The sequence below is a fragment of the Rhodococcus sp. PvR099 genome (assembly GCF_017833315.1).
GTDB lineage: Bacteria > Actinomycetota > Actinomycetes > Mycobacteriales > Mycobacteriaceae > Rhodococcus_G > Rhodococcus_G oryzae.
Genome location: NZ_JAFIBV010000001.1, coordinates 919,311 through 932,368, shown reverse-complemented (window position 1 = coordinate 932,368; position 13,058 = coordinate 919,311). Strand labels below are relative to the sequence as shown.

The 13,058-nt window shown below is 70.3% G+C and carries 15 protein-coding genes; 8 read left to right on the top strand and 7 right to left on the bottom strand.

The genetic code is table 11. From position 1 onward, the window contains the following. Position 1 precedes the first annotated feature (1 nt). Complete coding sequence (locus JOE46_RS04345; protein ID WP_209926373.1) at positions 2-1,201, top strand: TIGR02679 family protein; 1,200 nt, start codon at positions 2-4, stop codon at positions 1,199-1,201. Here JOE46_RS04345 and JOE46_RS04340 read toward each other — a convergent pair. Genes JOE46_RS04340 through JOE46_RS04315 form a run of 6 tightly spaced genes read right to left on the bottom strand, consistent with a single transcriptional unit; the run spans position 1,170 to position 6,084 of the window. Next, positions 1,170-1,745: a sugar O-acetyltransferase gene (locus JOE46_RS04340; protein WP_209926370.1), complete on the bottom strand. Its 576-nt coding sequence runs from the start codon at positions 1,743-1,745 to the stop codon at positions 1,170-1,172. The genes JOE46_RS04345 and JOE46_RS04340 overlap by 32 nt on opposite strands. 34 nt (positions 1,746-1,779) lie before the next feature. Next, complete coding sequence (gene mshC, locus JOE46_RS04335) at positions 1,780-3,021, bottom strand: cysteine--1-D-myo-inosityl 2-amino-2-deoxy-alpha-D-glucopyranoside ligase (protein ID WP_209926368.1); 1,242 nt, start codon at positions 3,019-3,021, stop codon at positions 1,780-1,782. 48 nt (positions 3,022-3,069) lie between these two features. Then, positions 3,070-3,888, bottom strand: a complete 819-nt coding sequence (locus tag JOE46_RS04330) for an SCO1664 family protein (protein ID WP_209926366.1) — start codon at positions 3,886-3,888, stop codon at positions 3,070-3,072. Between the two features lie 3 nt (positions 3,889-3,891). Further along, positions 3,892-4,485 (bottom strand): DUF3090 domain-containing protein, encoded by a 594-nt coding sequence (locus tag JOE46_RS04325; protein WP_077043673.1) that lies wholly within the window; start codon positions 4,483-4,485, stop codon positions 3,892-3,894. A 51-nt stretch (positions 4,486-4,536) separates the two neighbouring features. Beyond that, positions 4,537-5,229 carry a histidine phosphatase family protein gene (locus JOE46_RS04320; protein ID WP_097209792.1) on the bottom strand — a complete coding sequence of 231 codons (693 nt, stop codon included), beginning with the start codon at positions 5,227-5,229 and terminating at the stop codon, positions 4,537-4,539. Between the two features lie 9 nt (positions 5,230-5,238). Beyond that, positions 5,239-6,084 (bottom strand): undecaprenyl-diphosphate phosphatase, encoded by an 846-nt coding sequence (locus JOE46_RS04315; protein ID WP_209928950.1) that lies wholly within the window; start codon positions 6,082-6,084, stop codon positions 5,239-5,241. A gap of 127 nt (positions 6,085-6,211) precedes the next feature. On the opposite strand from JOE46_RS04315, the gene JOE46_RS04310 reads away from it, so the two are divergent. From JOE46_RS04310 to JOE46_RS04285, 6 genes are all read left to right on the top strand, one after another. Continuing rightward, positions 6,212-7,132, top strand: a complete 921-nt coding sequence (locus tag JOE46_RS04310) for an aldo/keto reductase (RefSeq protein ID WP_077041615.1) — start codon at positions 6,212-6,214, stop codon at positions 7,130-7,132. A gap of 106 nt (positions 7,133-7,238) precedes the next feature. Then, the gene (locus tag JOE46_RS04305) at positions 7,239-7,688 is read left to right on the top strand and encodes a TIGR03668 family PPOX class F420-dependent oxidoreductase (RefSeq protein ID WP_269590099.1); all 450 of its coding nucleotides are present in this window, start codon (positions 7,239-7,241) and stop codon (positions 7,686-7,688) included. 41 nt (positions 7,689-7,729) lie between these two features. After that, on the top strand, positions 7,730-8,416 hold the full coding sequence (locus tag JOE46_RS04300) for a heme oxygenase (biliverdin-producing) (protein WP_077041613.1): 687 nt from the start codon (positions 7,730-7,732) through the stop codon (positions 8,414-8,416). 59 nt (positions 8,417-8,475) lie between these two features. Further along, on the top strand, positions 8,476-9,441 hold the full coding sequence (locus JOE46_RS04295) for a hemin ABC transporter substrate-binding protein (RefSeq protein ID WP_097209969.1): 966 nt from the start codon (positions 8,476-8,478) through the stop codon (positions 9,439-9,441). After that, positions 9,438-10,514: an iron ABC transporter permease gene (locus JOE46_RS04290; protein ID WP_209926365.1), complete on the top strand. Its 1,077-nt coding sequence runs from the start codon at positions 9,438-9,440 to the stop codon at positions 10,512-10,514. Before JOE46_RS04295 ends, JOE46_RS04290 begins: the two co-directional genes overlap by 4 nt. Beyond that, entirely contained in the window at positions 10,514-11,359 is an 846-nt protein-coding gene (locus tag JOE46_RS04285; RefSeq protein WP_209926364.1) for a heme ABC transporter ATP-binding protein, read from the top strand. The genes JOE46_RS04290 and JOE46_RS04285 overlap by 1 nt, the downstream gene beginning before the upstream one ends. Positions 11,360-11,425: 66 nt before the next feature. Here the strand turns inward: JOE46_RS04285 and JOE46_RS04280 are convergent, their stop codons facing one another. Then, positions 11,426-11,779 carry a hypothetical protein gene (locus JOE46_RS04280; RefSeq protein ID WP_097209795.1) on the bottom strand — a complete coding sequence of 118 codons (354 nt, stop codon included), beginning with the start codon at positions 11,777-11,779 and terminating at the stop codon, positions 11,426-11,428. 220 nt (positions 11,780-11,999) lie between these two features. Here JOE46_RS04280 and JOE46_RS04275 point away from each other — a divergent pair, with 220 nt between their 5' ends. Beyond that, positions 12,000-13,013: a YncE family protein gene (locus JOE46_RS04275; RefSeq protein WP_097209796.1), complete on the top strand. Its 1,014-nt coding sequence runs from the start codon at positions 12,000-12,002 to the stop codon at positions 13,011-13,013. Positions 13,014-13,058 lie beyond the last annotated feature (45 nt).

Below are 13,058 nucleotides of genomic sequence, written 5' to 3'. Positions count from 1 at the left end.
CATGGGTCGCTGGGAAGGAACGCCCGAGTTGGAGGTACTGCTCGGCGCGGCGCGAAAGAGCCTGGAGGGAAACTGGCTGCGGGTGGAGGGGCCGATCAATGTCCATGCCTCCCCGGACGCACCGAATCTCTACCAGCTTTTCCCCGCGATCCGTGGGGGTCGTCCGCAACGCTCGAAGACCTTCAAAGTCGAGCTCGTGGAACTCGATGAATGGTTGCGCCGACCACTCAATGGTGGACGTTCGCTCCTCCACACGTTGGCCCCGTTGCGCAACCTGAAACTGGACAGGGCGGAGTCCGAGGCATATCGGGACAAGGCCGAACGCGAGGTGCGCGACATCCTGGGTGACGGCGCTTACGAACCGTGGCTCGAATGGCTCCGAAAGCGCGGCGCCCTCACCCGGTATGCCCAGACACGGGTGTTGCTCGACGCCGCTCGAGTGCTCACCCGACTCCCCGCTGCCGGTATCTCGCTGACCGAACTTGCCGAGGCCGCGACCGGCAACACCAAGGCGCTGAGCAAGGGTCCGATCGAGGGCCTGGTGCTTCGCGCGCTCGCGACGGAAAGTGCTGAGCCCTATCCAGATTCCGCCGAGCAGAGGCGGGCACTATGGGAGTCGAACGGCGTCGCCCCGGACACCCTTTCAAGTCAGGTGATCGGCCTGGGCCTGCGTTCCCGCGACGACCACTTTGTCGGACGGTGGATGAACGCGTGTGCCGATGCGGGTGAGCCATTCGTTGTCACGCTCGACCATCTGATCCGCCATTCGGTGAAACTCACCGGCGCACCGGTCTACGTCTGTGAGAATCCGGCAGTCCTCGCCGCTGTGGGACGATCCCTGGGTTCGCGCGCGCCTGCGATGATCTGCACCCAGGGCCTGCCATCTGCCGCGGCACGACGCCTGCTGGACGCGGTGCCCGGACCCATCCACTGGCGGGGCGACTTCGATTGGACCGGAATCCGCACGACAGCGGACGCGATGAAGCGGTACCGCGCGACACCGTGGCTGATGGATGCCGCAACCTATCGCGAGGCACTGGGCAGGGGCATGTCGGAGAAATTCAAGGACAAGGATCGCCCCTGCCCGTCACCGTGGGACCCGGATCTCTCCGTGGCGATGCTCGACGAGGGGACAGCCGTCATGGAGGAGCGCATCATTCCCGAACTGCTCAAGGACCTTTCGGCCAGGGGAGCTCCCTGAGCACACGGCAGGGGTTGCCTGCCGCGAACACCCGCGGCGGCACGTCCTTGGTCACCACGGAGCCCGCGCCGATCACCGTGTCGTCCCCGATGCTCACGCCGGGACAGACGATCACTCCACCGCCCAGCCAGACGTTGTCGCCGATCACGACCGGCGCGGCCGACTCCCACCGCTGCCGCCGCGCCTCGTGGTCCTCCATCGGGTGCAACGCGGTGAGCAGCTGGGCACGGGGGCCGATCGACACGTCGTTCCCGATCGTGATCGGCGCGCAGTCCATCAGGATGGCGTCGTAGTTCAGGAAGCTGTTCGAGCCGATCGTGATCAGCGATCCGTAGTCGCACTGGAATCGCGGCATGATCCAGGACCCCTCGCCGATCGAGCCCAGGAGCCGCTTGAGCAGGTCGAGCCTCAGCGAATCCTCATCGGCCCCAGTGGCATTGAACTGATCGAGCAGGCGCTGGCAGGCCTTCCGCTCCGCGACCAGGTCGGCGTCGCTGTCGCGATAGAGCTCGCCACGCAGCATTCGATCTCGTTGTTCCCCCATGACGCCGACCCTAGCCGACGGCACGGGGTGCCGGTCAGCGCAGCGAGACCCCGAGCAGTCCGTCGACGGCGTCCGCGAGCGCGCCGGGCGCCGAGGCGTCCGAGCCGCCGTGGTCCACGGCCCACCGGGCCCAGGCGTCCACGGCGTCGATCGCCTTCGGGGTGTCCAGGTCGTCCGCCAGATGCTGACGCAGCCGGGCGATGGTGTCGTCCGCGGACTGCGCCGACCCCAGCGCGGCGGCGCGACGCCACAGCGCGAGACGCTTCTCGGCCTCGGCGAGCACGTCGCCCGTCCAGGCCCGGTCGGTGCGGTAGTGCCCGGACAGCAAGCCCAGCCTGATCGCCATCGGATCGACGCCCTCGCCGCGCAGCTTCGACACGAACACAAGATTGCCGCGGCTCTTCGACATCTTCTCGCCGTCGAGGCCGATCATCCCGGTGTGCACGTAGTGCCGCGCGAATCGACGGTCCAGCACAAGCGATTCGGCGTGCGCGGCCGAGAACTCGTGGTGCGGGAAGATCAGATCGCTGCCGCCACCCTGCACGTCGAAGCCCGAGCCGATCCGGTTCAGCGCGATCGCGGAGCACTCGATGTGCCAGCCCGGCCTGCCCGGACCGAACGGCGACGGCCAGGACGGCTCGCCCGGTCGCTCGGCGCGCCAGACCAACGCATCGAGCCGGTCCTGCTTCCCGGCCCGCTCGGGATCTCCCCCGCGCTCGGCGAAGAACCGCTCCATGGTGTCGCGGTCGTACCCGGACTCGTAGCCGAACTGCTCGGTGGCGTTCGCCCGGAAGTAGACGTCGGGGTACTCCTCATCGTCGACCACGTACGCGGCGCCCGCGGCGAGCAGTTTCTCGACCATCTCGACGACCTCGTTCACCGATTCCACGGCGCCGATGTAGTCGCGGGGTGGCAGCACCCGCAGCGCCTCCATGTCCTCGCGGAACAGCGCCGTCTCCCGCATGCCGAGCACCACCCAGTCTTCGCCGTCACGGGCAGCGCGCTCGAAGAGCGGGTCGTCGACGTCGGTCACGTTCTGCACGTAGTGCACGTCGTGCCCGCCGTCGCGCCAGAGGCGATTGACGAGGTCGAACGTCAGGTAGGTGGCCGCGTGCCCGAGGTGCGTGGCGTCGTAGGGGGTGATCCCGCACACGTACATGGTGGCGGTCTCGCCCGGGGTGACGGGCCGGACCTGGCGGTCCGCGGTGTCGAAGAGCCGCAGCGGCGGCCCCTGACCGGGAACGGAGGGAACGGCTGTGTCGGACCAGGACTGCATACGGACGAGCCTATCGGAGGGTCAGAAGTCGCCCGGAACGCGTTCCCGCTAGAACGCGGGCCACGGGATCGGCCGGTGGTCTCCGGGCAGCGGCATCACCGGGTCCGCCAGCATGCCCTCGGTCCGAGCCACCAGCGCGTCGACCTCGTCGCGGGTGATGTGCTCGCGCAGTCGGTCGGCCAGCGGGCCCCGCAGGCGCTGGGCGAGGGCCTCGACGTCGACGAGCAGTGCGCCGGTTACCGGCTGACCGGCCCAACCCCACAACACGGTGCGCAGCTTGTCCTCGCTGTGCAGGCAGATGCCGTGGTCGACGCCGTACACCGAACCGTCGATCCCCTCCAGTGCATGACCGCCCTTGCGGTCCGCGTTGTTGAGCAGGACGTCGAGCACGGCCATCCGCTGCAGACGGGGGTCGTCGGCGTGCACCAGCGCCACCTGCTCGCCGTCGCCGTCATACGCGAGGAGCACCTCGAACCAGCCGGCAGGCACCTGATCCGGCGGGCAGATGTCGACCAGCGCCATCCGCTCACCCAACTCGCCGGTCGGTTCCGGGGTCTCCACCCAGCGCTGCACCATGCCGGGGCCGTACGGCCCGTCCCGCAGGATCGTCTCCGGGATCACGCCCCAGCCGAGCGCCTCGGAGATCAGGTAGGACGCGACCTCGCGGCCGGCGAGGGTGCCGTCGGGAAAGTCCCACAGCGGCCGCTCACCGCGGATCGGCTTGTATACGCAGCGGACGCTCTGCCCGTTCGTCGTGGCCTCACAGACCAGTGTGGCGTTGCTGGCGCTGACGATCCGACCCAGCACTGACAGTTCGCCGGTGTGCAGCAACTCGGACTCCTCGTCCAGGACGTGGTCGGCGGTCAACGGCTATTCCTCTTCGGGTAGTTCGTCGATGCGCTCGAAGTTCGCGCCGCGGCGGTAGCCGTTGGTGCGGATGCAGACATGCCCCTCCGGGGCCAGCGGCTCGCCGCACAGCGGGCACGGCGCGCGCCCGGCCGCGATCACCCGCACGGACCGCAGCGCGAACGCCCTGGCCTGCTCGGGTGTCAGGAAGACCCGGACGGCGTCCGGCCCGTCCTCGGCGTCGTCGAGGACCACGGACTCGTCGAACTCCGACTCGCTGACCGCCAGCAACTCGACGACCACAGAACCGGCATCCGCATCCCAGCCGAGGCCCATCGTGCCCACCCGGAACTCGGCGTCGATCGGCGTCATCAACGGGCTGAGGTCCTCGAGCTCGACGTCCTGCGGCGGCACGGCGGTGCCGAACCGGCGGTGGACCTCGTCGAGCAGCAGCCCCATCCGGTCGGCCAGCACCTGCACCTGCTGCTTCTCCAGCAACACGCTGATCACGCGGGACTCGTGGATCGCCTGGAGATAGAAGGCGCGGTCACCTGGCTCGCCGACGGTTCCGGCGATGAATCGATCAGGGGTGCGGAAAACGTGTATTGCTCGGGACATCAGCACCTCCGTCTGGTCGAGTGGTCGTTATCTGTGATTATCCGCCTACCCCTACCTTCCCACCTCGCCGCCGGGAACGGCATCCGACGATCCGACACCGGCGGGCTTGGCGGGCGCGCTGCCGTTGAGTCCAGACAGGTCGCCGGTGTCGTTCATCCGCAGCACGAACGGTCGGGTCGCGGTGTAACGCACCACGCTGACCGAGGCCGGATCGGCGACTATCCGCTGGAACCCGTCCAGATGGGTGCCGAGCGCATCGGCGAGCACCGACTTGATGACGTCGCCGTGCGTGCAGGCCAGCCAGAGCACGTCCCCGCCGTGTTCCTCGGCGAGCCTGGCGTCGTGCGCCCGGATCGCGGCGACCGCCCTGGCCTGCACCTGCGCCAGGCCCTCGCCGTCGGGGAACACCGCGGCGGATGGGTGCTGCTGCACCACCTTCCACAGCGGCTCCTCCAACAGGTCCTTGATCGCCTGTCCGGTCCACGTGCCGTAGTCCACCTCGATCAACCGCTCGTCGGCGATCGGGTCCAGGTCCCGGTCCCGCGCCAGCGGCTCGACAGTCCGTTCGCAGCGCAGCAGCGGGGAGCGAACGATCGCCGCGAGCGGCACGCCCGTGAGCCGATCCACCACCGCGCGGGACTGCTCCCGGCCGCGATCGTCGAGATCGACGCCCGGTGACCGGCCGGCGAGCATGCCCGAGGTGTTGGACGTCGACCGTCCGTGCCGCAGCAGGATCACTGTCATGGGCCCAGCCTAGGTCGCGGAGATCACGCCCGTGCCCAGCAACCCGAACACCAGCAGACCCAGGATGATCCGGTAGCCCACGAACCAGTACATCGAGTGGTCGACCACGAACCGGAGCAACCACGCGATGGTGACGTACCCGATCACGAAGGCGATGAGGGTCGCGACGATCAGCTGGGCCCCGCTGGCGTTGAGTCCCTCGCCCGCGGGCGCGAATGCGTCGGGGAGGCTGAACAATCCGGCCGCGGTGACCGCGGGGATCGCCAACAGGAACGAGTAGCGAGCGGCGGCCTCACGGGTGAGACCGAGGAACAGGCCTGCGCTGATGGTGCCGCCGGAGCGTGACACGCCTGGGATCAGGGCCAACGCCTGAGCCGAGCCCATGATCACGCCGTCCTTGAGCGTGAGCTGTTCGATCGGCCTGCGCTTGCGCCCGTAGTACTCCGCTGCGGCGATCACCAGCGCGAAGACGATGAGCATGCTCGCGACCAGCCACAGGTTGCGAGCCCCGGTGCGGACCTCGTCCTTGAAGATGAACCCGAGGATGCCGACCGGGATGGTGCCGACGATGACGTACCAGCCCATCTTGTAGTCGTGATCGCCGCGCTTGTCCGGGTCGAACAGGCCACGGAACCAGGCCAGCGCGATCCGCCAGATGTCCCTGGCGAAGTAGACGAGCACCGCGGCCTCGGTGCCGAGCTGGGTCACCGCGGTGAAGGAGGCACCCGCGTCGGTGTCCCAGAACAGTTCCGACACGATACGAAGGTGGCCGGAGGAGGAGATCGGCAGGAACTCGGTCAGTCCCTGGACCACTCCGAGGACGATGGCCTGCAGCCACGTCATCGATTCCACGATCACAGGCCGACTCCCGGGGACACGTACACGCGGCAAAGAAGATTCACGGGAGCGACCGTACCCGGCGCGCCCTCTGCGCGCGCACCGCGCGGCACCACTACGCTCCCCTTCTTGTGGTGATCGAATTATGAGGCAGCGCGCGGTCGGCGACAGCGGACTCCGGGTGTCCCGCATCGGACTCGGCACGCTCGGCTGGGGTCGGGACACGGACGGCGTCGAGGCCGCGGCCCAGCTGATGGGTTTCGCGGAATCCGGTGGCACCCTGGTCGATTCGGCACCGTTCTACGGCGACGGCGTTTCGCAGCGCATCCTGGCGGAGCTGCTCGACGACGTGGTGCCGCGCAATCAGCTGGTGCTGAGCAGCAGCGCGGGCATCCACCCCGGCCGAGAACGCCTGAACTGCTCGCGCCGCGCGCTGATCGGTCAGCTCGACGCGACCCTCAAGGAGCTGGGCACCGACCACCTCGACCTGTGGCAGGTTGCGACCTGGGACCCCTTCACCCCGGTCGAAGAGGTGGCCTCGGCCCTCGAGTTCGCGGTCGCGACCGGGCGGGCCCGGTACGTCGGGGCGCGCGGCCACCTGGGCTGGCAGCTGGCCACCGCGGCGGCGGGCACCAAGCTCATCGCGACCCAGGCCGAGTACTCGCTGCTCGCGCGCGGGGTGGAGGACGAACTGATCCCGGCCGCGGACCACCACGGCATCGGCCTGCTGGCCGCGGTCCCGCTTGCGGGCGGCGTGCTCACCGGCAAGTACCGCGACGGCATCCCCGCCGACTCCCGCGGCGCCACCGAGACCGGCGCGGACCTGGTCGTCGGATACCTGAACGCCGACCACACCGCCCGGGTCGTCGAGGCCGTCGTCACGGCGGCCGACGGGCTCGGGGCCTCCCCGCTGGCCGTGGCGCTGGCGTGGGTGTGCGACCGGCCGGGGGTGGCGAGCGCGATCGTCGGTGCGAGGGACTACGCCCAGCACACCGGCGTGCTGGCGGCCGAGGACCTGGAGCTGCCCGCGGCGATCGCCGCGGCCCTCGACGACGTCAGCGCCTGACCGCCCACTTCCCGCGCGCAGGTGCTCTTTGGTCGCTCCGCAGGCTGCCGCTCCGGTGCTCCCCGGTCGCTCCGCAAGCTGCGCTCCGGCGACCTACGCTGAAGGGGTGCCGCCCCCGTCGATACCGCAGGCCGAGCTCCACAGCCGGTTCGCCCGCGCACGGGTCGCGACGCTGGCCACGGTCGGGGCCGAGGGCCTGCCGCACCTGGTGCCGGTGGTCTTCGCGATGGCGGGCGGGCTGATCTACACGGCGGTCGACGACAAGCCCAAGTCGACACGACGGCTGCGGCGGCTCGACAACATCACCGCCACCGGGCGGGTCAGCCTGCTCGTCGACGAGTACGCCGAGGACTGGTCGCAACTCTGGTGGATCCGCGTCGACGGCGCGGCGCGCGTGCTCGACGACGACGCGCAGAGCCGGATCGGCATCGACGCGCTCGTACGGAAGTACGTGCAGTACACGGCGTCTCCGCCCGGGGGTCCGGTGGTCGCGATCGATCCGGACCGATGGGTCTCCTGGTCAGCCCTGGACACCCGATCTACTAGGGCAGGCTAACCTAGGATGAATTGCGCTTCCGAAGAGCTACAGGAGTAACGATGACAATGCTCGATTCCGGTGTAGACGCCGCGGATGATGCGACCGGATTGGCCGAGCGGATCAGGACGCAGACCGACGCTGCGCACCGCCAGACCGAGCAGTCGCGCTTCGTCGGAGATCTCCTCGCGGGCAAGCTGACCAGTGCCGGATATGCGGCCCTGCTCGGCCAGACCTACCTGGTCTACCTCGCGCTCGAGGAGGCGGGCCGCGCCCAGGCATCGAACCCGATCGTGGCGGAGTTCCTCGGCGACGAGCTCCTGCGCACCGAGGCACTCGAGGCCGACCTGGAGTTCCTGCTCGGCGCGAACTGGCGAGACGAGATCACCCCGTTGCCTGCCACCACCCGGTACGTCGACCGGCTCCACGAGATCGCGTTCGACTGGCCCGCCGGCTTCGTCGCGCACCACTACATCCGCTACATGGGCGATCTCTCCGGCGGACAGATCATCCGCCGGATGCTCGAGCGCGCCTACGGCTACACCACCGACGGCCTGCGGTTCTACATCTTCGACCAGATCGAGAAGCCCAAGCTCTACAAGGACGCCTACCGGGGCAAGCTCGACGCCGCGCCGCTGTCCGCGGACGAGCAGCAGCGTCTGATCGACGAGGTGATCCTGGCCTACCGTCTCAACGGAGATCTGTTCGCGGACCTCGAGGCCGAGATCGAGAGCTACCTCGTCAAATGAGCCGACTGCTCGGCGCTCGGGGCGTGCGATTGCTGGCCATCGCGCTGGCCGCCGCGGCGATGACGACCGCCTGCGCGACCGGCGGCGACGCGCCGACCGGCGCGCAGACCGGCCGGACAACGGCCACCCTCGAGAGCCTCGACCCCGAGCCGATCGCGGAGCACCCGGTCTCGACCCTGCCGGTGACCGTCCGGAGCGCGGACGGCGTCGACGTGACGATCACCGACACCAGCCGGATCGTCGCCGCGGATCAGTACGGCACCCTCACCGAGACGGTCTACGCGCTCGGTTTCGGTGACCGTCTGGTCGGCCGGGACATCGCGGCGAAGTTCCCCGCCGTGGAGTCGGTCCCGAACGTCACCCCGAGCGGCCGACAGCTGTCCGCCGAGGCCATCCTGAACCTGCACCCCACCGTGGTGCTCACCGATTCCAGCATCGGGCCGAGGGCCGTCCAGGACCAGTTGCGCGCGGCGGGCATCCCCGTCGTGTACTTCGACCCCAGCCGCTCGCTGGCGAGCGTGCCGGACCAGATCCAGGCCGTCGCCGACGCGCTCGGGGTTCCCGCCGAGGGCACCGCGCTGCGCGACCGGACCGCCGCCGAGATCGCCGAGGCCTCCGCCCTCGTTCCGTCGAACGCCGACCCGCTGACCATCGCATTCCTGTACATGCGCGGCCCCGCGATCACGATGCTGGCCGGCCCCGGGTCGGGTGCGGACTCGCTGATCGAGGGACTCGGAGCCACCGACGCGGGGACCGCGGCCGGGCTCACCAAGGACTTCACGTCGATCACCAGCGAGGCGATGATCGCGGCGGCGCCGGACGTGTTCCTGATGATGACCGGCGGCCTCGAATCCATCGGAGGCGTCGAGGGCCTGACCGCGATCCCGGGCATCGCGCAGACCCCCGCCGGCAGTAACCAGCGGATCGTGGACATGCAGGACGGCGCCCTGCTCAGCTTCGGGCCGCGCACCGGCGCCGTCCTGAAGGCACTGGCGACGGCCGTGTACGGCCCGCCCGCCCAGTGACCGCGACGACGGCCGCCCCCGCCGCCGCGCCGCCGCGCAGGCGGCTCCGCGGCGGGGCGGTCCTGGCTGCGCTGAGCATCGCGCTCCTCGTGCTCGCACTGGTCTCCGCCTGCGTTGGGCAGGTGCCGACCGCGCCGATGGAGGTGATCGGCAGCGTCCTGCACCGCATCGGTCTCGACCTCGGCCCCGTGCCCGCGCACCCGAGCGGCGAGGTCACCCTCTGGCAGGTCCGGTTCCCGCGGGTCGCGCTTGCGATCGTGGTCGGCGCCGCGCTCGCCTGTGCGGGCGCGCTCCTGCAGGGCGTGTTCGCGAACCCGCTCGCCGAGCCCGGCGTCATCGGTGTCTCAGCAGGCGCCGCGGTGGGGGCCAGCGCCGTGATCGTCACCGGCGGCGCATTCGTCGCCGGTCCCCCCGTTGCGGCGGCCGCCTTCATCGCGGGGCTCATCACCACGGCCCTGGTGTACCTGCTGGCGCGGTCCGAGGGCCGCACCGAGGTGGTGACCCTGGTCCTGACCGGCATCGCGATCAACGCGTTCGCGGGCGGCCTGATCGCCTACTTCACGTTCGCCGCCTCCCCCGCGGCCCGCGATCAGATCGTGTTCTGGCAGCTCGGCAGCCTCAACGGCGCCACATGGAACTCGGTGGCCATCGTCGCGCCGATGGCGGCCGTCGGCATCGCGGTGACCATGACGATGGCGACCAAACTGGATCTGCTGGCCCTCGGCGAGAGCGCCGCCGCGCATCTCGGCGTGAACGTCGAACGGGTGCGCCAGCTCGCGGTCGTGGTCGTCGCGCTGCTGGTCGCCTCGTCGGTGGCGTTCACCGGCATCATCCTGTTCGTCGGCCTGGTGGTGCCGCACCTGATGCGGATGATCGTCGGGCCGGGCCACCGCCTGCTGATCCCGGCCAGCGCGCTGGGCGGCGCGATCCTGCTGCTCGCCGCGGATCTCGGGGCCCGCACCCTGGTGCCCAACGCCGACCTGCCGCTCGGCATGCTGACCTCGTTGGTCGGCGGCCCGTTCTTCTTCTGGCTGCTGCGCCGGACCCGTCGCCAGCAGGGTGGGTGGGCCTGATGGCGACGCTGGCAGCGCAGCTGCGCACCCTGTTCGCGCGCGAGCTCGAGGTCCCGGAGCGCCGAGAGCCGGGCGCGGTGAGCATGCGCGCGGTGGACGTGAGCGTGGACCGCGGGCAGCGCCGGGTACTGGAATCCGTCTCGCTCGACGTGCGCGTCGGCGAGGTGCTCGCCCTCGTCGGACCGAATGGCGCCGGCAAGTCGACGCTGCTGGCGGCGATGGCGGGCGATCAGGACATCGCCGCGGGCCACGTCGAGCTCGACGGCAGGCCGCTTGACCGCTGGACCGGCACCGACATGGCCCAGCGGCGCGCGGTACTCCCGCAGCAGCACACCGTCGGGTTCTCGTTCACCTCCCTCGAGGTGGTCCGGATGGGCCGGGCGCCGTGGGTACGCACCGCCTGCCGGGACGAAGATGCGGACGCGGTGCGTGAGGCCATGGAGGCATGCGACGTCGCCAGGTTCGCGGAGCGGCCGTTCGCCGCACTCTCGGGCGGCGAACGCTCGCGCGTGGCCCTGGCCCGGGTGTTCGCCCAGCGCACGGAGACGCTGCTGCTGGACGAGCCCACCGCGGCGCTCGACCTCGGCCACCAGGAGGCGGTGATGTCCCTGGTGCGTGAGCGCGCGCGGGCCGGCACCGCGGTCGTGGTGGTGCTGCACGACCTCGCGCTGGCCGCGGCCTATGCGGACACCGTCGCCGTCCTGGAGGCCGGCGCGCTCGCCGCGTACGGCAGCCCGCGCGAGGTGCTCACCGAGGACCTGCTCAGCCGGGTGTACGGCCACCCCGTCGAGGTGATCGCGCATCCTCGCTCGGGCGCCCAGTTGGTCCTGCCGCAGCGGGACTGAGCCGAGTGTGCAGCTGCCGGCGCATCCGCCGAGTGCGGGCGACGGCAGCTGCACACTCGGCAGGGCTCAGCGGCGGTCGAGTATCGAGCTGAGTCGACCCAGCAGCGCCCGGAGGGTGGTACCGGTTGCGGTTCCTGGGTTGACCGGTTCCGCCGCGGCGACGGCATCGCGCACCGCGGCGGCGATGCTGCGCTCGTCGGTCAGGTCGACGGTGATCATCGAGCGCTCGGCAGTCGCGACCACGTCCGACTTGTCGGGGACGGTGGACTCGAGGTCCGCGCGATACACCTCGACGAAGAGGGTGCTGCGGCGGACGCGGAACGCGAAGGCCTGGCCACCCGCGTTCGTGCCGAACCCGTGTGCGTAGGGACCGACGCTCAGATCCTCCAACGCGAACCCGGTGGTCTTGCCTGAGTCCACGCCGTCCCCTCCCTGCCGCGGTCCACGAAAACTGCCGGACGCCAGTCCAGGTCCGTTCACGGTAGTCCCGATCCGGCCCGCAGGCCCGAGTCGGATTATTCGGACGAGACGCGATCAGGGATGCTAGGGGACGGACACGGTGAACACCGGGCAAACGGGTCGGCGGCGGGCACGCCGCGGCCTCGGCCCGCGACGCCGAAACGCGACTGAGGAGACGTACATGCGGGTACCGGCGGGACGCACCACCACGGTCTTGGCGGGGGCGCTGTTATTGCTGGTGACCGGCTGTTCCTCGAAGGACGAGGGCGAGAATCTCAAGACCATCGAGCCGGCCACCGCGGCGGTCTCCCCCGCGACGGTCGCGCCGCCGGCCGGCACCGTGCGACCGCTCCCCGGCGCCGTCGAGACGGCGGCATTCGACCCGAAGACCGGGACCGTGGCCTTGCTCACACCCGACGCGGACCGTCTCCTGCTGCTGCCCGCCGCCGATCCCGCGGCGGCCCCGCGTGAGGTCCGATTGCCCGGCGGCGTGGCGAATCTCGGCGCGGCACGCGACGGTGTGTTGCTGGTGCCCGCAGGCCGCGCCGTGGTCCGGGTGGACCTGGCATCGGGGCAGACGACCAACGTCGAGGTCGACGGCGACGTCAGCTCCGCCGCCCTCCTCGAGTCCGGCGCGACGGCGGTCGGCACCTCCGACGGCTCGGTCCTCGTCCTCGACTCGGCAGGAAAGGAAACCGAGCGGATCTCGGGGCTCGCGTCGGTCGACGCGCTCGGCGTCACCGGCGAGCAACTGACCGCGCTCGATCGCAGGCAGACCTCCGTCACCGAGATCGACATCCCGGACAAGCACCTCGGCCGCGCCCTGCGCGCAGGCGAGGGTGCCACCAACCTCACCACCGACCACTTCGGCCGGGTCCTGGTCACCGACACCCGCGGCGGCGAGCTGATCGCCCTGACCACCGATCCGCTGATGATGCGGCAGCGCTTCCCTGTCCCGAACTCCCCGTACGGCATCGCATACGACGACACCGCCAACCTGGTCTGGGTCACGCTGACCGGCAGCAACGAGGTGATCGGCTACGACCTCTCGAGCGGCATCCCGGTCGAGAAGCGTCGCTTCCCCACCGTCCGCCAGCCCAACGCGGTAGCGGTCGACCCCGGCACCGGCACGCTCTTCGTCGGCTCGGCGATCGGCGACGGACTGCAGTCGATCGACACCAAGGCGCAGTCATGACGGTGGTCACCGCCCACGCTCGCACGACCGGAATCTAGGGAGATT

Coding starts and splice junctions, on each gene's coding strand:
- JOE46_RS04320 (WP_097209792.1), bottom strand. CDS start 5,229: ATGACAGTGATCCTGCTGCGGCACGGACGGTCGACGTCCAACACCTCG.
- JOE46_RS04295 (WP_097209969.1), top strand. CDS start 8,476: ATGACGACCGCCTGCGCGACCGGCGGCGACGCGCCGACCGGCGCGCAG.
- JOE46_RS04285 (WP_209926364.1), top strand. CDS start 10,514: ATGGCGACGCTGGCAGCGCAGCTGCGCACCCTGTTCGCGCGCGAGCTC.
- JOE46_RS04275 (WP_097209796.1), top strand. CDS start 12,000: ATGCGGGTACCGGCGGGACGCACCACCACGGTCTTGGCGGGGGCGCTG.
- JOE46_RS04310 (WP_077041615.1), top strand. CDS start 6,212: ATGAGGCAGCGCGCGGTCGGCGACAGCGGACTCCGGGTGTCCCGCATC.
- JOE46_RS04325 (WP_077043673.1), bottom strand. CDS start 4,485: ATGTCCCGAGCAATACACGTTTTCCGCACCCCTGATCGATTCATCGCC.
- mshC (WP_209926368.1), bottom strand. CDS start 3,021: ATGCAGTCCTGGTCCGACACAGCCGTTCCCTCCGTTCCCGGTCAGGGG.
- JOE46_RS04340 (WP_209926370.1), bottom strand. CDS start 1,745: ATGGGGGAACAACGAGATCGAATGCTGCGTGGCGAGCTCTATCGCGAC.
- JOE46_RS04345 (WP_209926373.1), top strand. CDS start 2: ATGGGTCGCTGGGAAGGAACGCCCGAGTTGGAGGTACTGCTCGGCGCG.
- JOE46_RS04300 (WP_077041613.1), top strand. CDS start 7,730: ATGACAATGCTCGATTCCGGTGTAGACGCCGCGGATGATGCGACCGGA.